This window comes from Streptomyces sp. RKAG293 (genome assembly GCF_023701745.1).
Taxonomy (GTDB): Bacteria; Actinomycetota; Actinomycetes; order Streptomycetales; family Streptomycetaceae; genus Actinacidiphila.
Genome location: NZ_JAJOZB010000001.1, coordinates 216,708 through 240,273, shown reverse-complemented (window position 1 = coordinate 240,273; position 23,566 = coordinate 216,708). Strand labels below are relative to the sequence as shown.

Sequence of the window (23,566 nt, the reverse complement as noted above, 5' to 3'; positions counted from 1 at the left end):
CCGCCAAGGTGCTCACCGTGCCGGCCACGGTCCCGGGGACTGCAGGCACCGGACCTCTTCTGTGCCGTTCCGTAGCGACGGCGCGAAGCTGTTCCAGGTCAGGGCGAATCGACGGGCTATTTTCGGCGCAGATGACGACAGCGGCGGGCGGCTGAGGCCGGTTCGAGCGGCGGGCGGGTTCGGGATTGCGTTACCGGTGCGAGCAGCCATCGAACGCGCCTGGTCCTCATCAACCCCCAGTCCCAGCAGGCTCATACGGCTCTTCCCCGGGCCGCATGAGCCGGCTGATCGCACCAGGGCGAGGCACGATTCCTGGACCGTTCGAGGACGCGGTCGTGGACGGTCGAAGAGCCCGTCAGCCCACCCGGAGACCGACCGCCAGCGTCAGTTCGAGGACCCGGTGCGGGGACCCGAGGTCGGGAAACAGCTCCCGCACCTGTGACATCCGGTACCGGACGGTCTGGGGATGGACGAACAGCGCCGCCGCCACCTCGTCCCGCCTGCCCTGGTGCAGCAGCCACTCCCGCAACGTCTCCTCGAGGCGTCGCGCGGTCGCGGCAGGCAAGGTCAGCAACGGTGCGAGGGCTCGGGCACGCAGGTCTGCGAACGCGTCCGCGTCGGCGCTCAGTACCAGCTCGGGCAGGTGGTCCTCGGTGTCGCGGATGTCGGAGGAGAGGGAGCGCGCGCGTACGGCTCGTGCGTACGAGGCGGACGCACGCGTCCATGGCCGGGCCGGGCCGACCACGACGGTGCGGTCGGGCAGCTGCCTCAGGAGATGTGCTCGGTCGGCATCGGGGACGAGCAGCACGCCGGAGGCGTCCGGCAGATCGTCGAGGACGAGGGTGCCCGGGTCGAGCGCGCGGTAGGCGGGCCGGGCTTGGGCGGCGGGCAGCAGGACTGCGGTCAGTGAAACCGGCGGCTGCCACCCGGCCCGCCCGGCAGCAGCAAGGAGCGCGTCCGGGCTCGCGCCGGCGAGGAGGTCGCGGGCCAGTTGTTCCAGGTGGCGCTCGTGGGCGCGGCCCCGGGCGGCCAGTTCGTCGGCGTGGCCCGCGGCGCTCGCGGCGGAGAGCTCGTCGATGTAGGCGAAGGTCAGCTCGGCGAACTTGGCGACCTCGGCGGCGGGCAGACCTGCGGGCACGGCACCTGCGGCCAGGCCTCGCCAGGCCACGCGGGCGCCGACCCGGTAGGCGCTGAGCAGGGCGTCCATCGAACGGCCGTCGCGGACCTCGCCGCGGCCCAGTTCGTAGGCTGCGTCGCTGGCGTCGCCGCCCGTGGCGTTCCCGCTCGCGAGGTCCAGGTAGAGGCCCAGGGCGGTGCGGACGGCTCGGCGGATGGTGGAGCCCATGCGGCCCGAAAGGGCGTTGGCGTAGGGAGGGACCTCGTCGATGATTGCCTGGACGACCTCGTCGGCGGTGGTCCTCAGCGCGGCCCGAAGCGCGTTGACCGTCGTCTCGTCCAGGACCAGTTCGCTGGCCCTCCGGATTGCGTGACTCATACGTTTGTTCCCCGCGAACAATTCGGCTGACCAGATTCACATCCTACGGACAGGACTTTACCCCTAGGGGTGCAGGAAGCTGGGGTCATGACGAGTGCAGCCCTCCGCAGTAGGGCGTGGAAACTGCTGGAGATGCTCACGACGCCACTTCTGCCGTCGGACTACCTCGACCTGGTCAGCCCGCTGCGTGCGGGTGCCGACCTGCGGGGGCGCATCGAGGACGTGCACCCCGAGACCGGTGACGCCGCGACCATCGTGATCAGGCCGGGAAGAGGCTGGCGCGGCCACACAGCCGGTCAGTACGTGCGGATCGGGGTCGACGTCGACGGGGTGCGCCTGTGGCGTGCCTACTCGGTAACCTCGCCGACAGACCGCCGGGACGGCCGGATCACGATCACCGTGAAGGCGATCCCGGACGGCAAGGTCAGCAATCATCTGGTCCGCAGGGCGAAACCGGGCACGCTGATCCAGCTCGACCAGGCGACCGGTGACTTCGTGCTGCCGGAGGCCAAGCCCGCCAAGGTGCTCTACCTGACGGCCGGCAGCGGCATCACGCCGGTGATGGGCATGCTGCGCGACATCGAGTTCGACGACGTCGTCATGGTCCACTCCGCACCACAGCCGCACGACGTGATCTTCCGCAAGGACCTGCACGACCTGGTCGTGGACAAGAAGCTGCGGCTCACCGAGCTGCACACCGACACGGACGGCATGCTCGACATCGCCCGTATCAACGAACTCGTGCCGGACTGGGCCGAGCGCGAGACCTGGGCTTGCGGGCCCGCGGGGCTGCTCGACGCCGCCGAAGAGCACTGGACCGAGCACGGCGTCCCAGAGCGCCTGCACACCGAACGCTTCCGCCCCAGCATCGTCGTCGCCGGCGACGGTGGCAAGGTCACCTTCGGCACCACCGGCAAGACCGTCGACGCGGACGGCGCCACGCCGTTGCTGGACGTCGGCGAGGAGGCCGGCGTGCTCATGCCGTCCGGGTGCCGCATGGGCATCTGCTTCGGCTGCGTCACGCCGCTCACGGCGGGCGCCGTCCGCGACCTGCGCACCGGCGAGATCACCGAAGCCGAGCCGGGCGTCCTCATCCAGACCTGCGTGTCCGCCGCGGCGGGCCCCTGCGACATCGAACGGTAGGAGCGCCTTGACCGCCATCGACCCCACCGCCCACCTGACCGCGGAGCAGATCGAGGAGCTCGGCCGCGAGCTGGACGCGATCCGCGACGAGGTGATCTCCAGCCGCGGCGAGAAGGACGCCGCCTACATCCGCAAGGTCATCTCGGCGCAGCGCAAACTCGAACTGGTCAGCAGGGGCATCCTGCTGTTCTCGATCTTCCCGCCCGCGTGGCTGATCGGCACCGCCGGCCTGTCCGTGGCGAAGATCATGGACAACATGGAGATCGGCCACAACATCCTGCACGGCCAGTGGGACTGGATGCGGGATCCGAAGATCCACTCCACCACTTGGGACTGGGATCACGTCTCGCCGGCCGAGCAGTGGAAGCACTCGCACAACGAGCTGCACCACACGTACACCAACGTGATCGGCAAGGACAACGACCTCGGCTACGGCATCATGCGCGTCGACGAGGACCAGAGGTGGCACCCGTTCCACCTCGGCCAGCCGCTGTGGAACTTCATCAACGCCTGCTTCTTCGAGTACGGCATCGCCGCCTACGACCTGGAACTCGGCAAGAACCTGGACAAGCGCCGCCGCAAGGACCCGGAGTTCCGCGCGCGAGCCAGGGCCGTGGGCCGCAAGATCCGCAAGCAGGTGCTCAAGGACTACGTGATCCACCCGCTCCTTTCGGGCCCGTCGTTCCTCACCACGCTCGCCGCCACGTTCACCGCGAACCTGGTCCGCAACATCTGGTCCCACTCGGTGATCATGTGCGGGCACTTCCCCGAGGGCGTGCAGGTCTTCGAGCGCCGGTCGATCAAGGGCGAGACGCGCGGCCAGTGGTACCTGCGCCAGATGATGGGCTCGGCGAACATCAGCGGCAGCAAGGCCATGCACTTCATGACCGGCAACCTGTCGCACCAGATCGAGCACCACCTGTTCCCGGACCTGCCGAGCAACCGGTACGCCGAGGTCGCGGTGAAGGTGCGCGCGTTGTTCGAGAAGTACGAGCTGAAGTACGTCACCGGGCCGCTACCCAAGCAGGTGTACTCCGCGTGGCACAAGGTCTTGCGGCTCTCGCTGCCGAACAGGAAGCCCAAGGTCACGACGCCGGACCGTGAGCAGGAGCTCGTCGCGGCCTGACTCCCGGTACTGGTTCGGGCATCAGAAGTCGGAGCTTCACGGTGTGGAGAGACCTGCGCTGACGGCGTCGAAGGTACGTCGCAGGCCGGCGATCAGCGAGTGGAGGGCTGAGAGGTCGTCTGCAAGAACTCGCTCCATCCAGCGACGAATCGCGGAGATCCTGCCGCGCTGCGGAGGGACGCCGATCTCACGCTGGCGGACCGGGAGACAGACCGGGTTCATGGGCGCTTCGGGCTGGCGGCCGGGGAAGAGCCACTCGTCATGATGGCCGTGCAGCAGGCGAGGCTGGGACGGCGGGAACGCCGTGGCCGCCGTCGAGCGGCCGGGAGCGGGCGAGAAGTCCGAAGTGCGCTGACCGCCATTGCCCGGCGGCCGAAACTCGGCAAGCGCCCGAGCCGTTCCTTCCCGGCCGTGACGGTGTGAATCGGCCCCTGTCTCACGGTCCCAGGGGGCTCAACTGGCGGCTGCATCGAGGGTGGTGTGGCGGCTTGCAGCGGCCTCGGAGGTCGGGGGTCGTCGGCCGGGCCTGTGCTATCTGCCGGTCCGTTGAGCGGAACTGCGGTGTGACGATCCCCGCTGAGGGACCATGCTGCTGACGGACAGGCCGACATGGGCGAGGTCCGGAAGTCGTCGCGATCGTCGTTCACCGCCGTCTCAGTGCTCTCGCCCGCTGTGTGCCGGGCCGTCGGTTCGGCGCAGGTGCCCGACGCCTGTGCCGCCGTCGTTGTCGCACGCTGCAGGGAGCGTCACTGCGAGTCGGCCGCCTGCGGCGACAAGGACCCGGCATCGAGATGCGAAGCCGCAGGCATGATCGGCCGTGGGTGACCGCGGGCATGGCGCCAGTCAGTCTCACCGACACCGCTGGGGTCTCGCAGCGACGCCGGGCGCGCTGATCCGCGTTGACCAGTTTGAGCTGCGCTATGGCGGTTCATCCTTGGGCGGGTTACGGCGGTGCAGGAATTGTTCGTTGCGCCCAGCGATGGCCTGGTCGATCTGCGGGATGGTCAGTCCGGTCATGTGGGCGATCAGCTTGGCGGTGGCGCCGGGTGTTGCGCTGGTCAGTGCATGGACGATCTGCCAGGCCCAGAGTTCTTCGCTGACGAAGGGCCGCTGCCGGTACTCCTCTTGCAGTTCCGCCAGGTGTTCGGCTGAGCAGGCGACGATCAGGCGCTTTCCGTCTTTGTCGGGGTCAGAGGTATGAACGGCCGAGGAATCCGGTACCAGGGCCAGGACGCCGTCACGCCATGTCCGGCCGCACCAGTCGCACAACTCCGGCGGTCCTTCGCCTTCGCCCACCGCGTCATTGTCAGCCATTCCCGGTTCCTACCCCTCGCGTGGGTACAGCGTGACCGGCGCGGCAAGGGTCCGCGTGACGGCGGTAGGTAGTTGGTAACAACCGCTGGCACATGGGGGAGCCGCGCGCAAGGCCTCTGGGCTCGCAGTCGCGCGGGTGGCTACGCTGCCGCGCATGAACCTTTACGGGGAAGTGGGCGGTTGCCGGTGATGCGGGAATTGACGGACACGGAGTGGGCAGCGGTGCGGTCCGCGTACTGCCGGGGGACTTCCGCGATGTGCCCGCAGTGCGCTCGCGGCGGTGCCGCGGTGCTCAAGCCCGCGGAACGCGTGATGCGCTTCGCCTGCGGTCATGAACTGGCGGTCCCCGAGGGCGCCACCCCGTAAAAGGAGTGGCACGGCCAGGGGTCCAGGGGCGGATGCGTCGTTGACAGGCCGCGGGCCATGGGTGCGGGCCGGTCGGCATCTCGGCGGGCCGGCTCGCTCATGTGCTCGAATTTGCTTGGGAAGCGGGGGTGGCCGTGACGCGGCGCCGGGAACGCCGCACCTCATCAAGGGATTCTGTCCCCGCCGTACTGTCTGATATCCCTAGATATGCGCACTGATTCCGGGTCTGTGCCCGCCTTTATCCGCGAGATCATCGACGAGGTCGTCGAGGCCGTCCGGTATGACGACCCCCCTCGGGTGCGGGCTCTGCTCGATGATCTCGCCGAGGTCGCCGACCTTGGCGCCCTGCTCCTGCTGCGCAGTCGGCTCCATGGCGATCTGTTTTCGGACCGATCTGTGCTGGCGGGCTTGCCCCGATAGTTCACGCGTCAGCGCCGTGCCCTTGTGGGCCCCCGGTCGGGTGAGGGACGGGCGCAGGGAGTTGCCAGGGCGGGGTGCGGTCGTTGGCCTGGGGGTGACAGTCATGCAGGATCCTGTGAGCCCGACGGGTCGGCGGCGTAAATCAGCCCAAGGCGGTGGTGGCGAATCGGTTCTTCTCGCGCAGGAGGCGCCGATTTATGCGGCGCTGGCTGAGCGGTGGCGGCGGGCCGGGCGGATGCTGCCGGGGCAGGACGACCGTGAGTGGTCCCAGCTGGTGGCCATGGTGCCGGACCTCGGCCTGCGGCCAGAGCGTGATGCCGGTCTTCCCCCCGGCATGCTGCCGCTGCCGCGGGGGGCGGGCGCCGTAGGCGGCGCCCGCCCGGCTCAGGCCACCACAGGGTCAGCCGGATCGGGCGGCCATGGTTGGGCCCCGTCCGATCCGGTTCCTCAGCCCGCCGCGGACTCGTGCGCGCGGGCCTTGGTCTGAGCGAGTCGATAGGGAAGTCGTCGGGAGTCTGGCGGGCCTTGCGCGGGCGGCGGGTGGTGGGGTCGTGGGTGTGGCGGGCCGCGGCTGGGTTGCCGTGGCACGCCGTTCCCGTGGTGGGCCGGGTTACTAACCTTGTGGCTGTGGCTGCCGGTGGGGGTTGGCGGTGGTGGTGTCCGCGGCCCCAGGTTTCGGTGTCGATGACGTGGCCCCGGTTGTCGCGGAGGGTGGCGGTGTCGTGTGCGTCCCAGATCTGCTGGTTGCGGTTCTGGTAGACGTCGTGGTGGGTGTCGCGGCCGTGGCCGGTGTGGACCTTGACGCTGGAATGGCCGTCGAGGCGCAGGCCGGCGAAGCGGTAGCGGTTGCCCTGCTGGTCGGTGAGGGTGAAGCCGCGCAGGTCGACGCTGTGGCGGCTGGTGTTCTTCACTTCGACCCCATTCGCCGTTCAGGGCGCGGTGGTCGTGGCCGCGGCTGTCCCACTGGACGTCGCCCCGCGATCGAGGAGCGCGCTGCGCGGTGGTCATCGGCGACGGCCGGCAAAGCCGCAGCGCTGACCAGGGCGCCGGCGGCCAGGATCGTGGCGAGAGCGCGGCGAGTGGCGTAAGAAGCAGACATGAGATGACCCCTTCAACAGACAGCCCTGCCCGGCCCTGGTGCAGGCCGGGCGGGTGTGGAACAGGTCCCAGCGTCCTGCCGAGGAGCCATACTCTGGCCCCCATACGCCCCCAAAATCCTGCAATTCTGCCTATATTGCCCAATCCGGATATATCTGTAACTGTCGCTTTTAGCGGGCACTGGTCAAGGCAGTGTTGACCGCAGGGCGCGGGAGTTTTACCCAACTCCGTGCCAGGCCTGTGCGGTGCGGCCTTCGGCCCCGCGCATCCGGCCTCCCGCTGCCGGTTGTCCCTGGCCAACGGGTTCCCGGACCTGTAGGAGCCGTTGTGCCGTTTCTTCGACCAGAGCAGATGCAGGACGGGCGACGGGGCTGGCTGCCGGAGGGTGGTGCGGTGAAGGCCACCAGCAGTTCGTAGTACCGGTTGGGTAAGTGATGCATTTAGAGGGTGTCTCACGTGGTTGTGTGACGACTCGTTCCTCTTAGCCCGATGACTCGTGTGCCTTGAATAGTTGAGCGTAGGGGGCCACGTGGCCGGATTACCGAAGACAGCGCTGACCTCATCGCTGCAGCCCGCCTGCCGAGGAACAGGCGGCTCTGACACAATCGGGGTCCCATGCCCACAGGTGCTGAGCAAGGCGCTCCCTGCGTTGCCCGAGTTCCGGAGTCGTATCCATGCCAGTCCTAGCCCTGTCTGTCACGCCGAGCGGGGTACCCGTTGTCGGCCTCCTGGTCGGTCTGGCCCTGATTGGAAGTCTGACCTGGGATGTTTTGCGCGGTTCAGGGGAGCCGATCCTGGTCTGGCTCCAGCCGGCGGGCATGGCTGTTGCTTGGGGCGGGTTCATGTTCGGGTCCACTGCTGCGACCGTCTGCGGATTGGCGGGGTTCCTCATCGGAGCGACGGTGATCAAATGGTGCCGCTGGCACCTTACGGGCGACGACTTCCGTCGAACACGCAAACGCAGGCTCCCTCCGATCTGATTGATTGAAGGGACGTCAGCGGCCGACTCGTAGCACTCAGTCGGTGTCGTTCACTGATGCGGCATGCTGCTGGGCCGTGGGTGTTGACCTGTCGCGTCGGTTGGTGTCGGACGAACTGTGGAAGCTGACGGCTCCGTTGTTGCCGAGGTTCGCCTCCCGTCCGCAGGGAGGTGGTACCGCTCCGGCGGATGAGCGGGCGGCATTTGGGGCCGTGGTGTACGTGCTGACGAGCGGATGCGCATGGCGGTATCTGCCGAAATCGTTCGGTGTCTCACCGGCCACCGCGCACCGTCGGTTCACCAGGTGGACCAAAGCGGGGTTGTGGCGCAGGCTGCACCGAGCGGTGCTGGACGAGCTCGGTGCCAGGGGCGCGTTGGACTGGTCGTCCGCGATTGTCGATGCCGCGTCGGTGCGGGCGAAGCTGGGTGGATCGCTGACTGGCGCAAATCCCGTCGATCGCGGAAAGAAGGGCAGCAAATTGCATGTTCTGTCCGAAGCCCAGGGCCTGCCGCTATCCGTGGCAGTGTCGGGCGCGAACCTCCATGACAGCCGGGCGTTCAAGCCGCTGATTCTCGGGATACCCGCAGTTCGCTCACGGCGTGGCCCCCGCCGACGGCGACCGGCGAAGGTCCGGGCCGATAAGGCGTACTACTCTGCGGAACACCTGCGTTGGCTCCGCGATCGCCGCCTCGTTCCCCGGATCGCCCGGCCCGGCGTCGAGTCCGGCGAGCGCCTCGGTCGCCACCGTTGGAAGATCGAGCGGTCGATCGCGTGGCTCTTCGGCTACCACCGCCTCACCGTCCGGTACGAGCGAAAGGGCAGCCACTTCCTTGCCTTCCTCGGCCTCGCCGCTGCTCTCACCTGCTACAAGAAACTCGCAAAACTCACCACGTGAGACATCCTCTTAGAGGGAACGGAGGGGTTGAGCGCCATCAGGATCGCCCGGGCCGACGGCTTGAGTCCGGGTACCGCAGGACATCGATAGTGAGGTGGTCTCCGGTCACGCATTCGCGATCCCCGCACCCCCGACCACGGTCGGCAGTGCGGACCCAGTAGGCCGGCGCAGTATCGGGGTCGGCAGGTGGTGTTTTCCGTCCCTCGGGGCCCTGGCGCTGCAAGCGCCAGGGCCCCTCCACGCGTTACCTTCACGCCCCTTCGCCCGTATCCCAGTGAGGTGAGATGACAGCAGACCACTCCTTCGGCCGTCTCGATGACGAGGACTACCCCGCCTACACCATCGGCCGCGCCGCCGAAATGATCGGCGCCAGCCCCGCCTTCCTCCGCGCGATCGGCGATGCCCGACTGATCACCCCGCTGCGCTCCGACGGAGGCCACCGCCGCTACTCCCGCTACCAGCTACGTATCGCCGCCCGGGTCCGTGAACTCGTCGACCAGTACACCGCCATCGGGGACGCGTGTCGCATCGTCGCGCTGCAGGACCAGCTCGAACTAGCCCTCGCACTCAACGAACAACTCCGTACCCGCGCCCACCACCCAGCCGCCTGAGCACAGGAAGCGCACGCAGCCGCCTGCTGCGCACCCCATCACACCCCCGGGTGCGTGTAAGCCGTCGATCAGTCAGGGGCCGCTCCATGACCGAGGAGTGGAGCCAGCGGGTACTGGCGTCTTACTCCTCGGCGGCGCGGCGATCGGGACCTGGGCGGCCATGGGTGACCGCACTGACGCGCGGGCCCCCGGCCAGACCCCCGCACCGCCACCACGGCGCCACCCATCACCGCGCCGCCCAGCACGACACCACGGAAGCCAACCTGCCGAACGAGCCGGAGATGGCCTGGTGGAAGGAGACGAAGGACGGCAAGGTCCCCCAACCAACCAACCAACCAACCGACCAACCGGGCCGAGGCTCTGTGTTTTGTCTACCGCGGTCGCCTCACGGCTCGTGAAGCCAACGCATACGATGACGGCCAGGGGCCGGGACTCTGCGACGACGTCTTCGCTCGCGTGATCGTGGCGACACGTACCCGCCTCCAGGGCTTCAAGCACGACGACGGAACCCAGGCGAGATGGAGCAGCTGCTCTCCCTGCTGACGGGCCTTGAAGGAGCATTGATGCTGGGCCTGTTCATCAGCCAGATCGGTTCCGCGCAGGCCTCGCTGCACGACGAAGTCGAAGCGTGGGGATGGGCCGGGCGGGCGCGGAGCTTGCCGTCGGATGCGGCCGGCTGGGGCTGGTCCCCAGGGCGGGACAGCCCAACTCCCGGGACGAAGGTCCCCGGTGTCGGGGTCGTTCGGCGCGCCTGTCGGGTTCCGGGGCGGCGGAGTATGGGTGGTGAGCCCGGAGGGTCTGGCAGGAACTCCTACGGGCTGGAAGAGGGACCTCGCTGTGGGGTCTCGCGCGGCGCCTGACCCCCCTGATCGCGCGGCGCGGGCTCGAAGGTCCCCTTCCTCATCAGGAGGAGCGGCTCAGTAATCCCCCGGAACCGCTCCTCCCGCGGACTCCGGGCTGGCTCGCTGCAGTGACCTGGCCAGCGGATCGCCCGCAGTGCAGTCGGCGCAACTCAAGGAGGAGCTGCACCAGATCCCAGACGAGCACGACCTGTCCCAGCAGCGCCTGCAATCGCTCGAACAGCGCGCCAGCGACCTCGACCAGGAGCTGCGCCTGGCCGTGGAGCGGGCCCGGATCGCAGAGGACGAGCGGGACGAGGGACTGCAGGTCATCATCCGGCAGGACGATCAACTGCGCGCCGCCCAGCACTACACCCGGCAGATGGAAGCCGACCTCGCGGCACAAAGTGAGCAGGCTGCTGCTGCTGCTGCGCGAGGTCGAGGTGCTGCGCTCGCAGAACCAGCAGCTCCTGACCGAGCAGAGCTCGGACGCTGTTCCCGGTATGGCAACGCAGGTCGCCGACGTGATGGCGGCCGCCGTCCTCACCAGCGCCATCGCTGGGCTCGAGCGAGGAGGACCGGCTGTCCAGCCGGACCGGCCGGAGAAGATCGGGATCGGCATCGTGTTGTTTTTGACGTTCCTCCTTGGCACCACGTTCGGTGTGGTCCGGGTCAGTGGCCTGGCGCCATTCGGTCCCACCTCCGAGGATGGCGAGGGTGGGACCGTTCGGTCCTGACACCGGTGCGGTAGTGGTTCAGGCCGGGAGATTCAAGAGCTGGGGCCGTTGAGAGTCCGTCACCCAGGAGCTGTGAAGTCGCAGGCCACAGCCCTTGAATGGGGCTTCAGCAAGAGGAAATGTCACCGGCACTGCCAGGCATCACGAAGCAGTTTCCGTGCCGTTGCTGTCTGGCCCGCCGCCTCCTGCGACAAGGGGCGAGCGTTCCAGCTCTTCTTCCGTGTGCGGCTGTGCCCCGCACCTCGACCGAAGGACCGACCCCATGTCCGATCCGGACCCAGCCCCGGCCGCTCCTCGCCCCGACACCGACGCGACGGCGACCGCCTGGCGCTCGCGGATTGTCCTCTGACAACGAACCTGGACCGATTGCCACCGAAGATGGAGCAGTGCTGGCGCCACCGGTTCACGTTGTGGCTTCGTCCCACGCCAGCAGTTGACGTCAGGCTCGGTTCAGTGCACGGGAACCCCATGGGCAACCGAGCGCGAGGGAGAATACCGTCATGATCCTCTTCATACCGGTGGCATTCCTCGCCGCGCTTGCCTTGGTCGTGTTCTTCCTACTCCAGTCCGTCAAGGTTGCCTTGTTGGGGAACGAAGGCTGGGCTGGATGGCGCCGTGTGGTCGTTGCTGCCGCCCTTGCGTGCGCAGCCACGGCCACGGCCTCCTACTCATTGGGGGCTATCGGTTTGATGTCGACCGTGGCCGTGGCGCAGGACGGCGGGGCGGACTCGGCTCCGTTCCCCTACGACCACCCGTGCCGGTCCAAGTTGCAGGGGGCGGTGGGGTATGACGTCCATTTCCTCAGCCTGCGTACCGTATGCGTCATGGAAGACGGAGAGCGGAGAACCGTGGAGGACGTGCCGCAGGGGATTCGGATGACGGCAGCGGCATCGGTGGCCTGTACTGCCGTGTTGGCGGGGATCGCGTGGGCCGCCCGACCCCGTGCCGCTGTGACGGCCTGACGCGCAGGCGTGAACGTCCACGCCGGACGCTGTATCTCCTCCAACACACGCCAGGCATCCGTCGTCACGTTCCAGCCTCCAGTCGTACAGGAGCCGTCGCCTCACACCACCGATGCCCGGAAAGGATCAGTGGGAATGATCTCCGCCTCGTCGAAGAGCTGCTCCAACGCCTCATGACCCTGACGTCTGCGGAACTCGATTTCGGCGGCTGTCACAGGCAGGGGCCGGAGGATGCGGGCGTGGCCCCCGGGCAGCGGACAGTGTTCAAGGTCAGGTCCGTGGAGATAGGGCAGGCTGATCAGCAGGTGGTCGCAGGCCGAGCCCGGCACCCATGGTTCACCGATCGGCATGCTGTGCTTCAGGTCGAGCTGATGCCCACCGCAGTGGTAGTACGTGATCGTGGCCATGAGGTCGATGAACCGCTGGTCGCTGACGGGGGCGGTCATGACGAACTCAAGCCCATGACCATCCTTCTCCATCGCGGCCCAGCACCCGGCGGTCACATAGGCCCAGCTATCGCTGCGTGGACCGGGGCCGACAACGAGAACCCGCAGGTCGTCTACGACCTCGCGCCGTTCCGGCCCCAGGTCGTAGACGACGACCTCAACGGAATGCCCCTCGAAGAACGCCCGGACATGTGACTCAACGGCCTCCACGGCCAGCAGCCTCGCATCACTCACCGCGCGATCATGCCAGACCTCAATCAACCCGCCCGACTGCACCCAGCACAAACCCTCGGAGCAAACCTGACCGCCCGCCAACCCTTGTAGCAACGGTTGCGGTGGATGTCGCGGTGAGCACGCACAGCCGCTGGTCGGGATCGGGGACTGTAAGAAGTCTATTGGACAGTCCCGGTCCAAGGGCGTGATCCCGTACGCGGCGGCGACCCGCCGTACGAGGTCATCGTCCGTGTTGCGGCTGCGCCGGGTCTACTTCGCGGGGATCGTCCACTCGGCCGGATCTGGTGCCGAATCCGGCGCGTAGACGACCCGAACCGGTTACCGCCCATGGAGGATGGGGAACATGATCCCTCCTCGCACACACTGGCCCGCTGTTTGTTCGCGCAGTCTCAGCAGCCGTGTCGTCCGTGGGCGGCGCGGTCCGTGTGTCACCAGTTCAGGGCGTCGTCCATCGACTGCTGCCAGTACGTGGTCTTGAGCGTGTTGTCGATGTACAGGCCCCCCGCGGGCAGTGACGGGTGGGCGGCGGCGCCCACGTTCTCGGTGCCGGACCGGCCGTAGAAGTAGACCGCCAGGGTCCTCGCGGTGTAGCCGTTCGTGCCGCTGCCGTCTGCGGCGGACAGGTTCACCAGGGCGTAGCCGGACTGTCCCGGGTTCAGCGTCACCACGGCCTGCGGGTGGGAGTCGTCGATAACGGGGGGCACCGCCTGGGCCCCGGTGAACCGCAGCGCCGGGTAGGCGTAGAGGTAACAGGTCGTGCTGCCGGTGTTGGTGACGGTGAGCAGCATGTGGTTGACCGGGCGGTTCAACGGGGCCGCCACGGTCTTGGTGTTGGAGCCCTCGCAGGTGACCGGCTTGCCTGCGGAGTCCGGGGCTCCGGCGGTGGTGTGCCGCGTCGTGGGCTTCGGACCACCGGACCCCGCAGGCCCGGACGTGCCGGGCGCCTGGGATGACGCGGGGTTCGCCACGGAGGGCGACGCGGACGGGCCCGGGGCGGAAGCACTGCCGGTGGGCACGGTGGACCCCGCATGGCTCGTCCCCCCGGTCTCGGCGCGGACGCCCGTTCCACCGTCGCCGCAGGCGGTCAGGGAGAGCGCGGCGATCGCGACGGTCGCGGCGGCGGTGGCGAGAGGGATACCGCGGGTGCGGATACCGGACATGTTGCGTACCTCATTCGCTGGTGACACTGGTGTGGTGCTTGGATGGCAGGAGCTTGTTCGGTGATCCGTCCCAGCCGTCACGCCTGCCGGCAGTTGGGGATACTGGAATGGTGAAATAGGCTCTGAACAGGGCGAATACGAAGCGCCTGGAACGCTGGAACGGGATACGGGGAGTCGCTTCGGGATGGGGGAACACGTGGCAGGGTCGGCAGGGACCGGGTCGGCCGAGGGGTTCGCGACGCTGCTACGGGAGCTCAAGGACCGCTCGGGGCTGAGTTACGGCACGCTCGCGAAGCGGCTGCACATGAGCACGTCGACGCTGCACCGGTACTGCAACGGCGCGGCTGTCCCGAATGACTACGCGCCGGTGGAGCGCCTCGCGCGGGTGTGCAGGGCGACGCCGCAGGAACTCGTGGAGCTGCACCGCCGTTGGGTTCTGGCGGACGCAGCCCGCGCGGCCGCGTCGCAGGTGCGGCGCGAGAGCGGAGAGGCAGGGGCCGGTGTTGCGGTCCTCGCGGCCGGCGAGCCGGATGCGGCCGAGCCCGGCGAGACGGCCGGGGCCCCCGGAGCCGATACCCAGGATGCGTCGAACGAGCCCGAAGAGCCGGTCGTCGTCAGCATGCCGGGCGCGTCCGCCGTACCGCGACGGCGCCGTACGGTGCTGGTCGCCTCCGCCGCCGCGGCCGTACTGGTGGCCTCGGTGCTCGCGGCGCGTGCGCCGTGGGCCGGTGACAGCGGCACGAGCACGACCGGAAACCTGAGCGACGCGGGCAACCAGAAGACGGTGAACGCCTCCGTCCCGCAGGACACCCCCACACCGAACACGCCGGGCCCGTCGACCCCACGCGCGGGCGCGACCGGCGACCGGCCGACAGCCGAAACCTCCACCACGCCGGGCGCTGCGGCACCCCACACGTCCGCCGCGCCGATCCCTGGCAGCGCCGCGGTCCCGCTCACCGTCCGCACCCGCCCCTACGTCTACGACAACCCGTGCAGCCAGCGCTTCCTCGTCGACAGCGCCCCCGCGCAGATGGGCCCGCCCGCCAACGAGGAGAACGCGCCGCGCTGGGCGGCTTCGTACGGCGCGGTCTCTTCGGACGAGCAGCGGGTAGCCCTCACCGTCCAGGGCACCGGCTCACAGACCGTCGTCCTGGAAGCGCTGCACGTGAGCATCGTGTCCAGGAACGCGCCGCTCGCCTGGAACGACTACGCGATGGGCGTCGGCTGCGGCGGTGGCGTCGAGACCAAGTCCTTCGACGTCGACCTGGACAGCGGCAGCCCCACCGTCACGGTCAAGAACGGCCAGCGCGACTTCCCGTACAGCGTCAGCCAGTCCGATCCCGAGGTCTTCTACGTCACCGCCCACACCAAGGCGCACGACGTGCGCTGGAGCCTCACCCTCGACTGGTCGAGCGGCACCCGCCACGGCACCGTCCGCGCCGACAACGACGGCACCCCTTTCCGTACCAGCGCCGGCGCCGACCGTCCCGGCTACGACTACCCCCTGGGTGGCAGCGACTGGATCCCCCGCGCACCCTGACCGCCCTGCGCGTCAGCCGCGTGGACCCACCCGGGCCCGGGGCGCTCGTCCACAGGGAAGCCGAACGCCCAACAACACGGCAGGAGTGGGTTGTGCTCGGGGGTTGATGAGCCCGACGTGTTGGTGCGAGCGATGCCGGCAACGCCGTCTCGTGCGCCTGGGTCTGTGGGACGGCTCCGCAGACTGATCCATCTGGGCTGCGGGCAGTCCGGGCCCTGGGCCCGCTGGCTGTTCAGCCACGCCGCGATGTCGCAAAGCCCCGGGTCGGACCCTTCGAACGGACGACATCGTTGACGGCCACCGGGACACCTACGAGGTGAAGCGGCTCTGCCACGTCCTGGACGTGAACCGGTCCAGCTCCTACAAGTGGCTCGCCGGCGCCGAGGCCCGGGCTGCACGGCAGCACAAGGACCGGGTCCTGGCCGAGGAGATCCGCGCGGTCCACGGCGAGTCCGGCGGCGCCTACGGCTCCCCGCGCGTGACCGCCGAGCTCCGCGAGAAAGGGCGGCGGGTCAACGAAAAGCGGGTCGCCCGGATCATGCGGACGTTCTCCATCACCGGCATCCGCCTACGCAGACGCGTGCGCACCACCGTCCCGGACCCGGCAGCCGCACCGGTCCTGGACCTGTTCCAGCGGGACGTCACCGCCACCGACCCGGGACGCAAATACATGGGCGCTATCACGTCTATCCCGCTCGCCGGCGGGGAGTTCCTCTACCTTGCGACCGTGCTGGAATGCTTCCAGCCGCAAGGTCGTCGGCTGGTCCATCGCCAACCACATGCGCACCGACCTGGTAGCCGACGCCCTGCAGATGGCCGCCTCGATCCGTGGCGGCCTGGACGGCGCGGTGTTCCACTCCGACCACGGGGCCCAATACGGCTCCCGGGCCTTCGCCGGCCTCTGCGACCACCTTGCAGTCACCCGGTCAATGGGCGCGGTCGGCACCAGCGCCGACAACGCGGCCTGCGAAAGCTTCCACGCATCCCTGAAACGCGAGACCCTCCAAGGCGCCCACGACTACGGCGACGCCGGCACCTGCCACAGGACCGTCTTCGCCTGGCTCACCCTCTACAACACCCGCCGTCGACACTCCGCCAACGGCCACCTCAGCCCCAACGGATACGAACGCCAACACCACACCGCTGAACTCACACTCGCCGCGTGATCAATAGCCGCGTGCCCACCTTCACGGGGAAGGCCCCTCATGGGGGAGGAGCGATCCGTGGACTGGTACGCCTCGCGGGGCATGCCGCAGCTGGCCACGCCCGGCTTTCCCCTACGCCCAGGGGCCGGACCTGGATCTGTGCGCCGACGCGACGGCGTTCTCCTTCGTCTTCGATGACCAGTTCGACGGCTCTCTGGGTCAGGAGCCCGCGCGAGCCACGGCCGTGCGCCAGAGACTGATCGACATCGTCCACGGCGCCCTCCTGGGCCCCGGCGCGGATGCGTGCGCGGTGGTGCTCGCCGACATCTGGGCGCGCAGCACCTGCGGCGCCCACCAGGGGTGGGTAGCGCGGACTGCGCACGAGTGGGAGTACTACTTCGCCACCCAGGCCCACGAGGCGATCGGCCGGCTACGTAAAGTCCCGCGGACATGGAGAGCTACTTCCAGGTTCGGCGCGGCATTGCGGGAACGGACCTGCCCCCCTCTCTTTCTCGGCGAGCGGGTCGCCGGCATCCACATCCCGGCTGCCGCAGGTAGTGGGGACGCGCCGGGGCGGGAAGCGGATCGGTCAGGCTGATGAGCGGGGTGGTGGTCGCTGTCAGCGCGTCAGGGAGACGGCGAAGGGCTGGAATCCATGGCGTCGCAGGACGTGGGGGACCAGCAGGATGAGGGCTTCTGTGGCGCGGGCGGTGGTGATGCCGCCGAGGTTCTCGATCCATGCCGGCTGCCAGCCGAGGTCGCCGAGCAGGGTCGCGACGGTCTCCTTGGCGTGGTCGTCCTCGCCGGACAGGTAGACCGTTGGCGGTGTGGCCAGGGTTTGTGGCGACGTCATGACCATGAAAAGCATGGTGTTGAGGGTCTTGACCACCCGGGTGTCGGGTAGAGCCTGCTGGAGGTGTTCGGCCAGGCTGCTGCCGGGGTAGACGAGGTCTCCCGGCAGTCCGTCGGCGGCATCGTGGGTGGCGTTGGAGACGTCGATGAGGATTTTGTCGGCGAGTTCGGTGCGCAGTTCCGTCAGTCGTTCCAGCGCGGTGTCGCCCGGGGTCGCGTTGATCACGATGTCGGCGGCGCGGGCGGTGGCGCGCTGGTCGGCGAACCGGATCGAGGGGTCAATGCCTGCTTCCTTGACCGGTGTTGCCTCGTCGGGGATGCGGTGGCCGAGGATGACTGTGTGTCCGGCGGCGGCGAGGGCACGGGCGAGGTTGCTGCCGACGCGCCCGGTGCCGAGAATGCCGATGGTGCTCATGAGTACTCCTTGTGATGGGTGGGCTGATCAGGCGATCGGGGCGAGGACCGTGACGGCGGCGGCGTGAAGGCCGGGGGCCGCGGCCAGGAAGTCAGGGCTGGCCAGATTCCAGGGGGCTCCGCTGATATCGGTGACGGTGCCGCCGGCCTCGATGGCCAGCAGGGCGCCGGTCACCAGGCCGGAGCGGACGTCGGAGAACTGCCAGAAGGCGTCCATCCGTCCGGCGGCGAGGTGGATGAGTTGCAAGGTGGCGGGGACCGAGACCCGGACGACCAGGGCGTTGATCAGCATCGCGGTGACGGATTCGCCGATCTTGCGGAAGGTGTCGGCGTCCTCGCCGGGCTTGGCCTGGCCGGTGCCGACCAGGGCCGCGCTCAGGTCGGTCTTGGCCGACGCGTACAGCACCGTGCCGTTGAGGTGGGCGCCCCTTCCCGCGATCGCGGTGTAGGTGTCGCCGGTCAGTGGAAGGTGGACCACGGTCAGAACCGGCTGGTTGTCACGCACCAAGGTGGCGGTGACCGCCCAGTCGGGCATGCCGTGGACGTGATTGATGTTGCCTTCGGCGGGATCGACGATCCACCACTCGCCGGCCGGCAGCGCCCCGCCGGCCAGTTCGTCCTCGGCCCACTGCGAGCCCGGCCTGGCCAGGAGCAGCGGCTCCCGCATCACCGCCAGGACCGCGTCGTCGTTGGCGTAGATCTCCTTCACGATCTCGTCGAGAGCCGTTCCGCGAGGGTGCGTGGTGTAGCGGTCGAGCAGCGTGTCGCCTGCGGTCCGAACGATGGACGTGACCTTGGCCAACAGGGAGTTGTCGAGATCGAGGGACATGTCGAAGGTCATGGGTGCTCCTGAAGGGGAAGTGACCGAGGCGGCGATTGCCGCGGCCCCGGTGTCTGGTCTCGACCGTAGACCCACCACGGATTAACAACCAGTGCATGTTGGTCAGCTATATATTTACTCTCATGCACTTGGACTTGAACCTGCTCACAGCCTTGGACGCACTACTGGAAGAGGGCAGCGTGAGCGGCGCGGCGGCTTCCACGCATGTCACTGCGCCGGCGATGAGCCGCTCCCTGGGCCGCCTCCGCAAGGTCACCGGAGACCAGATCCTGGTCCGCTCCGGGCACACCATGGTCCCCACTACCTACGCTCTCGCTGTCCGAGCACAGGTCCACGAACTTGTGCAGCAGGCGCACGAGGTGCTGTCGCCGGACCGGGAGGTGGATCTGAGCACGCTCGAGCGCGTGTTCACGGTGCGCTGGCACGACGCCCTCGCCGACGCCTGCGGCCCTGCCCTGTTGGCATCGGTGCACCGCCAGGCCCCGGGCATCCGGCTACGTTTTGTCGCCGAGCCCAGTGCTGACACCCCCGATCTGCGCCGGGGCGATGTGGATCTGGAGTCCGGCACCGGCGCGCCCGCGGCGCCCGACGTCCGCCACCGGCAGATCGGACAGGACCGCCTTGTCGTCGTGGTACGCCCAGGTCACCCCTTGGCCGGAGCACCGCTGAGCGCCGAACGCTACGTTGCGGCCGAACACGTCACCGTCTCGCGTCGTGGACGGCTGCGCGACCCGGTCGACGATGCCCTGGCCGACCTGGGGATGGAGCGTGTGGTCGTCGCTGCGGCCCCAACGGCATCAACCGCCCTACGACTTGTCCACGGCACTGACCTGGTGGTGTCCGTCCCCGAGGCCAGTACCCGAGCGGCGCGACGACAACTGGGCCTGCTGGCGCTGCCGGTCCCGATGCAACTGCCGCCGATCGGACTTCACCTGGCCTGGCACCGGCGCCATGACAACGACCGGGCCCACACCTGGCTTCGCGAACAGGCCCAAACGGTCCTGCAGGCCCTGTTCGCAGAACCGACCACACCGGAACGGCAACCGAACTGGCTGTGACGTTGTTCAGTGGCCCCGGCCGGACGGCTTCAAACGGCCCCAGCTGGTGAACGTTTCGCAGCTTCCCGACCTCCTGAAGTGGCCCCGGGGATTGGCCTGCGCCGGGACCACCTGAGGCATGGGCCTGCTGGTGTGATGCTGCGTGGGCGAGCGCCGCGGGTGGTCAGCTCCGCGTGGTCGAGAACGGCCTGGCGTCGGCCCACTCCCAGAAGGCGCCTGCCTCGTCGACTTCCTATTGTAGTAGGGCGAACAGCGTGCTCATGTCGGTGCCGGGAGGGACATCGATGGCGATGAAGCGCTCTCCATGCCATTCGCTGAGCAGTCGGGATTCCTTGATTGAGTTCTTGATGAGGTTGATGCTGCGGCCAAGCCGTCCAGTCTCCTCGCTCGGCATCAGCAAGGTTCGCAGGACGCGGAGTCGGATGGAGATGTCGATGGACAGTCCCAAGCTGGCGTGGTGAAGGTCCTTTGAGTGGCGTGCGATGAGGTCCAGGTCCCGTAGTTGCCGCTGGAGCTCAGAGGCGAGCGCGTCGTCCGTGTCGGCGGGTAGTTCGTCGTCTTCTTCCTGCTCGGCCAGGTACTGAAGGTGCTGGTCGATCGCCTCAGCCGCCTGATTGCTGGTCCAGGCTGCGAATTCCTGGCAGTCGAACCAGCGTGCTCACGCCCGCCAGGGCGATCATCGCGGTCGCCAGTGACAGCTCCACCCGCGCCCTCAGTGGCCCGCGCCCATCGAGCACGGCTGTGTCCCACTCGCGTATCTGGTTAGTCTGCGGGCATGACGGAGCACCTCGGGTTCGGCGCGATGCTGGCGCGACTGCTGGAGCACAGAGAACTCGGCGCGCAGGAACTGGCCGACCGCGCTGGGCTGAACCCGGACGAGGTCTGCGCTGTGCTCGCAGGGGACAGCCCCAGCCATGAACTCCTCCGACGGCTCGGCCCCGCACTGGGCTTCCATGCCGTCGATCTGTTCATCCTTGCGGGGCTGGCGGTCCCGGATGACATGGCGCCGCTGGACGCCACGGCCGCGATATGGGTGAAGAACACGGTGACGGAGGCGGTGCGTCTCCCTACAGCGGGACGCCGCGAGCTTCTGCAACTGGTCCGCTCACTGCCGCAGGAGGAGCGGTGTTCCAGCTTCGCCCCGAAGCCGCTCATGCCCCTCGCCGGCGGTCCGGGCGCTTGGGTCATCCGCATGCTCCAGTACCGCAATCTGAACTGGACGGGCATGGCGATGGCTCTCGCGTTCGTGACGCCCACGTATCTGTCGGCAGCTACTTACGGTGTGATCGGCTCTGGCCGCATGGAGTTGACCCCGCGGTTGGTGACGGACTTCGCTGCCCTGCTGGGGATCGACGCACGCGACCTGGCCGCGCTGACGGGCGTCGATCTGACCGAGCTTCCGCCGCCTCCTCCATCGGAGGCGGCAGATGCCGCAGCACTGCTGTGGGAGGCACGGCGTCTGTCCGCCGCCCAGGCGCAGCAGGTCTTCGATTCGGCACGCTCCATGCAGGGCGACTCCCACGCCATGCACTTCACGGAACCGCCCGGTCTGACACCTGCTGACAGCTCTGGCCGGCCAGATCGTCTGAGATGCAGGGCGAATCGGACCAGACCATTGGAGAGGGGGACCAGGTCGACTGAGACGGGACACCGGTGGTAACTCCAGGTGTCGCGCTGCGCTGTGTGCTCTGCCAAATGATCTTGACCATTTTCCAGGTGAGTTCGACCGGCTGGTGAAGAAGGGGCTCGCGGCCCCGGGCAGCTGATTCTGCGCCCCGACACGGCAGGGGACAGACCTGTCGTAGTGGCCGTCTAGCCTCGCCGGAGAGAGTCGATCGATGTATGGAGGAGTACGGATGAGTGGCCTGGGCTGGATGTACGGGGCGGACCTGCCGTTGTTGAGCGTCACCTTTGCCCGTGACCTCACTGCGCGGGAGCTCTTGGAGCGGATGGGGGCGGACCCCGCCACGCTCGCTGAGCGGACCCAGAAGGAGTTCGACGAGGACTTCGACGACATCCTCTACGAGGACGATGCCTACGTGGTCACCGCCGGCCGGTACGGGTCGTGGGCGTGGGTATGGGAGCACGGCAGTTGGCTGTGCGTCGAGGACGACGACCTGCTCAGCGAGCTCTCGGCGGGGACGGCAGCGCTGTCCCTGCACGCCAACGAGAAGCCTCTGGTGGACTTCCGCTATGCCGTGAACGGGCAGCTGGTGACCGGTCTGCACACTCTTCTGGGCATCGAGCCTCGGCACCGCACCGGCCAGGACCCTCACCACTTCGACTCCGAACTGGAGGCGCTGGGCGCCCGACCGGACACCGGAGAGACCGGACCGCTGGGAATGCGCGGGCTCTTCTTCCGTCTCACCGAAGGCCTCGGTGCGGGCATGGACCAGGCCGATCTCTTCGCTGAGACTGTCCTCAGCGCCCGGCTTCGGCCACATCCGGACCGGGTTGCACGATGCGCCTGACCTGTTCGCCCGTCGGGCGGACAGGTCGTCATGAGTGGGCGCTGACGGCTCGCGTGTACGGCCTGCGGTAATGATCCACGGCCTTGCGGATCTGCGGGTCGGGCGGAGGAGCGGAGGATGGCTACCGACGGTGTGTCGCCGCTGTGGTCCGCACCCGGCCCCGGGCAGTTCCGTGGAGGACGCTCGCACCAGGGCGGATGCGGCTGCGGGTGGGGGAGTTGACGCGGGGAGTCGGCCGAGGAAGATCAGCGTTTGTCGGTCGGACTCGTGGGTGGGCCGGCCGCAACCGGCGGGGGATCGGAACACGTCCCACATCAGGGCGAGGGGGTGGCCGGGGCCGCCCGCGGGATCTTCGGGGGTGTCATGGGCGGATGGGTGTCGGGCCGGATGACGGCGTGGCTACGTGGTGGGGGCCGGCCGTCGGTCGGCATCAGCACGACGGGGCCGAAACCGTGGCTGCGGACCGACGCTCCGGGCACGTGTCCCGTACCGGAGGAACAGCGGACCTGGACCGAGCGGTGGCTGCGGTGGTGCGCCGAGGAGTTCGGGCCCGCGACGTCGCGCCGGGAGATCGCCCTCTCAGGTTTCGTCCCCGCGGATTTCACCGGCACGCAGGAGCAGGCCGAGCGGCTGGTGCGGCGGATCGGTGCGGTGATGGGCGCGGACGTCTCCGGTATCGATGTGCTGCTGGTTGAGTCCCCCGAGAAGGTCCAGGGAAGGAAGCACCAGGTTGGGGAGTACCGCAAGGTGCTCGGCCGGGCGGTGATCGAACTGGACCGCCGTGTGGCCGCCCGGCCCGATGCGTTCGCCGGCCTCGTCGCGCACGAGCTGGCGCATGCCCGGCTGATCGGCGAGGGGCGCATCGCCGGGCTGGGCATCTCCCGCAGCCAGGAGGAGCGGCTCACCGACCTGGTGACCGTTCACCTCGGCATGGGCGTGTTGTCGGCCAACGCCGCGGACGACTACGGGAAGGTGGCCGGGTACTCGGTGATGCCGGTCGGTGAGCTCACGGACCGGATGCTCACCGGCCGCAGGGACGAGCCTTTGCACCGGATGGGATACCTGAGCCCCGGGGAGTACGGCTACGCCCTCGCCTGCTGGAGCACGATGCGCGGCGAGAGCGACCCGTCGTGGGCTCGGCATGTGAGGGCGAGCGCGCGGGACGTCCTCATGCGGGGGCTGGCGTACCGGGCGGCGCAACGGCAGGCCGGAGCTGGTTGATGGTCATGTGCGCCCACCATTCCTGCGCCTGCGCCTGTGCCTATGGGGAGTGGGCTCCCTTCCACGACGGCTGATGTGCTCAGGCCGGTTCATCCATGGTGTGCCGGCGCGGTACGTGACCGCGATCGTGTCGATCTCCTGCCGGTGATCACGCTGCCGCTCACCCCGCTGAGGGGTCCGCTCCGGCGGCATTGGCTC

Annotated in this window: 23 protein-coding genes and 1 pseudogene; 14 read left to right on the top strand and 10 right to left on the bottom strand. The window is 68.5% G+C overall.

Annotated elements, in window-relative coordinates; genetic code table 11:
- Window positions 1–355: 355 nt before the first annotated feature.
- Window positions 356–1,495, bottom strand: a complete 1,140-nt coding sequence (locus LNW72_RS01075; RefSeq protein WP_250973548.1) for a PucR family transcriptional regulator — start codon at window positions 1,493–1,495, stop codon at window positions 356–358.
- An 87-nt stretch (window positions 1,496–1,582) separates the two neighbouring features.
- Here LNW72_RS01075 and LNW72_RS01070 point away from each other — a divergent pair, with 87 nt between their 5' ends.
- Window positions 1,583–2,638 (top strand): ferredoxin reductase, encoded by a 1,056-nt coding sequence (locus LNW72_RS01070; protein WP_250973547.1) that lies wholly within the window; start codon window positions 1,583–1,585, stop codon window positions 2,636–2,638.
- 7 nt (window positions 2,639–2,645) lie between these two features.
- A complete protein-coding gene (locus tag LNW72_RS01065) occupies window positions 2,646–3,764 on the top strand; it encodes an acyl-CoA desaturase (RefSeq protein WP_250973546.1) in 1,119 nt (372 codons plus the stop codon).
- A gap of 918 nt (window positions 3,765–4,682) precedes the next feature.
- On the opposite strand, the gene LNW72_RS01060 is transcribed toward LNW72_RS01065, so the two are convergent.
- The 3 genes from LNW72_RS01060 to LNW72_RS01050 form a co-directional block, all read right to left on the bottom strand.
- A complete protein-coding gene (locus LNW72_RS01060) occupies window positions 4,683–5,078 on the bottom strand; it encodes a hypothetical protein (RefSeq protein WP_250973545.1) in 396 nt (131 codons plus the stop codon).
- 567 nt (window positions 5,079–5,645) lie between these two features.
- On the bottom strand, window positions 5,646–5,969 hold the full coding sequence (locus tag LNW72_RS01055; protein ID WP_250980488.1) for a hypothetical protein: 324 nt from the start codon (window positions 5,967–5,969) through the stop codon (window positions 5,646–5,648).
- Window positions 5,966–6,775, bottom strand: a complete 810-nt coding sequence (locus tag LNW72_RS01050) for a lamin tail domain-containing protein (protein WP_250973544.1) — start codon at window positions 6,773–6,775, stop codon at window positions 5,966–5,968. The genes LNW72_RS01055 and LNW72_RS01050 overlap by 4 nt, the downstream gene beginning before the upstream one ends.
- A 1,243-nt stretch (window positions 6,776–8,018) precedes the next feature.
- Between LNW72_RS01050 and LNW72_RS01045 the strand changes: the two genes are divergently transcribed.
- Together LNW72_RS01045 and LNW72_RS01040 are read left to right on the top strand one after the other, a co-directional pair.
- Window positions 8,019–8,837 (top strand): IS5 family transposase, encoded by an 819-nt coding sequence (locus tag LNW72_RS01045; RefSeq protein ID WP_250973543.1) that lies wholly within the window; start codon window positions 8,019–8,021, stop codon window positions 8,835–8,837.
- A gap of 284 nt (window positions 8,838–9,121) precedes the next feature.
- The gene (locus LNW72_RS01040) at window positions 9,122–9,448 is read left to right on the top strand and encodes a MerR family transcriptional regulator (RefSeq protein ID WP_250973542.1); all 327 of its coding nucleotides are present in this window, start codon (window positions 9,122–9,124) and stop codon (window positions 9,446–9,448) included.
- A gap of 903 nt (window positions 9,449–10,351) precedes the next feature.
- Here LNW72_RS01040 and LNW72_RS01035 read toward each other — a convergent pair.
- Window positions 10,352–10,693 carry a hypothetical protein gene (locus LNW72_RS01035; RefSeq protein ID WP_250973541.1) on the bottom strand — a complete coding sequence of 114 codons (342 nt, stop codon included), beginning with the start codon at window positions 10,691–10,693 and terminating at the stop codon, window positions 10,352–10,354.
- Window position 10,694: 1 nt separating this feature from the next.
- Here LNW72_RS01035 and LNW72_RS01030 point away from each other — a divergent pair, with 1 nt between their 5' ends.
- Window positions 10,695–11,024 carry a hypothetical protein gene (locus tag LNW72_RS01030; RefSeq protein ID WP_250973540.1) on the top strand — a complete coding sequence of 110 codons (330 nt, stop codon included), beginning with the start codon at window positions 10,695–10,697 and terminating at the stop codon, window positions 11,022–11,024.
- Between the two features lie 500 nt (window positions 11,025–11,524).
- On the top strand, window positions 11,525–11,986 hold the full coding sequence (locus LNW72_RS01025) for a hypothetical protein (protein WP_250973539.1): 462 nt from the start codon (window positions 11,525–11,527) through the stop codon (window positions 11,984–11,986).
- A 101-nt stretch (window positions 11,987–12,087) separates the two neighbouring features.
- Here LNW72_RS01025 and LNW72_RS01020 read toward each other — a convergent pair whose 3' ends face one another.
- Window positions 12,088–12,666 carry a suppressor of fused domain protein gene (locus LNW72_RS01020; RefSeq protein WP_250973538.1) on the bottom strand — a complete coding sequence of 193 codons (579 nt, stop codon included), beginning with the start codon at window positions 12,664–12,666 and terminating at the stop codon, window positions 12,088–12,090.
- A 428-nt stretch (window positions 12,667–13,094) separates the two neighbouring features.
- Window positions 13,095–13,826, bottom strand: coding sequence for a DUF4232 domain-containing protein (locus tag LNW72_RS01015; RefSeq protein WP_250973537.1), 732 nt, complete (start codon window positions 13,824–13,826; stop codon window positions 13,095–13,097).
- A gap of 184 nt (window positions 13,827–14,010) precedes the next feature.
- On the opposite strand from LNW72_RS01015, the gene LNW72_RS01010 reads away from it, so the two are divergent.
- From LNW72_RS01010 to LNW72_RS01000, 4 genes and pseudogenes are all read left to right on the top strand, one after another.
- Window positions 14,011–15,366 carry a helix-turn-helix transcriptional regulator gene (locus LNW72_RS01010; protein WP_285369185.1) on the top strand — a complete coding sequence of 452 codons (1,356 nt, stop codon included), beginning with the start codon at window positions 14,011–14,013 and terminating at the stop codon, window positions 15,364–15,366.
- A 316-nt stretch (window positions 15,367–15,682) separates the two neighbouring features.
- Window positions 15,683–15,934, top strand: a pseudogene (locus LNW72_RS41985) (IS3 family transposase); the annotation flags it as partial.
- Between the two features lie 151 nt (window positions 15,935–16,085).
- Window positions 16,086–16,532: a DDE-type integrase/transposase/recombinase gene (locus LNW72_RS01005; RefSeq protein ID WP_250973535.1), complete on the top strand. Its 447-nt coding sequence runs from the start codon at window positions 16,086–16,088 to the stop codon at window positions 16,530–16,532.
- 130 nt (window positions 16,533–16,662) lie between these two features.
- A complete protein-coding gene (locus LNW72_RS01000; RefSeq protein WP_308402131.1) occupies window positions 16,663–17,109 on the top strand; it encodes a terpene synthase family protein in 447 nt (148 codons plus the stop codon).
- 21 nt (window positions 17,110–17,130) lie between these two features.
- Here the strand turns inward: LNW72_RS01000 and LNW72_RS00995 are convergent, their stop codons facing one another.
- A complete protein-coding gene (locus LNW72_RS00995) occupies window positions 17,131–17,778 on the bottom strand; it encodes an NAD(P)-binding domain-containing protein (protein WP_250973534.1) in 648 nt (215 codons plus the stop codon).
- A gap of 27 nt (window positions 17,779–17,805) precedes the next feature.
- Complete coding sequence (locus LNW72_RS00990; RefSeq protein WP_250973533.1) at window positions 17,806–18,618, bottom strand: inositol monophosphatase family protein; 813 nt, start codon at window positions 18,616–18,618, stop codon at window positions 17,806–17,808.
- 122 nt (window positions 18,619–18,740) lie between these two features.
- Between LNW72_RS00990 and LNW72_RS00985 the strand changes: the two genes are divergently transcribed.
- Complete coding sequence (locus tag LNW72_RS00985; protein ID WP_250973532.1) at window positions 18,741–19,676, top strand: LysR family transcriptional regulator; 936 nt, start codon at window positions 18,741–18,743, stop codon at window positions 19,674–19,676.
- 232 nt (window positions 19,677–19,908) lie between these two features.
- Here LNW72_RS00985 and LNW72_RS00980 read toward each other — a convergent pair whose 3' ends face one another.
- Window positions 19,909–20,124, bottom strand: a complete 216-nt coding sequence (locus LNW72_RS00980; RefSeq protein WP_250973531.1) for a DUF4265 domain-containing protein — start codon at window positions 20,122–20,124, stop codon at window positions 19,909–19,911.
- 327 nt (window positions 20,125–20,451) lie between these two features.
- Here LNW72_RS00980 and LNW72_RS00975 point away from each other — a divergent pair, with 327 nt between their 5' ends.
- The 3 genes from LNW72_RS00975 (at window position 20,452) to LNW72_RS00965 (ending at window position 23,368) form a co-directional block, all read left to right on the top strand.
- Entirely contained in the window at window positions 20,452–21,336 is an 885-nt protein-coding gene (locus LNW72_RS00975; RefSeq protein WP_250973530.1) for a hypothetical protein, read from the top strand.
- 196 nt (window positions 21,337–21,532) lie between these two features.
- On the top strand, window positions 21,533–22,147 hold the full coding sequence (locus LNW72_RS00970; protein WP_250973529.1) for a DUF6461 domain-containing protein: 615 nt from the start codon (window positions 21,533–21,535) through the stop codon (window positions 22,145–22,147).
- A gap of 387 nt (window positions 22,148–22,534) precedes the next feature.
- Window positions 22,535–23,368, top strand: a complete 834-nt coding sequence (locus LNW72_RS00965; protein WP_250973528.1) for a hypothetical protein — start codon at window positions 22,535–22,537, stop codon at window positions 23,366–23,368.
- Window positions 23,369–23,566: the final 198 nt, after the last annotated feature.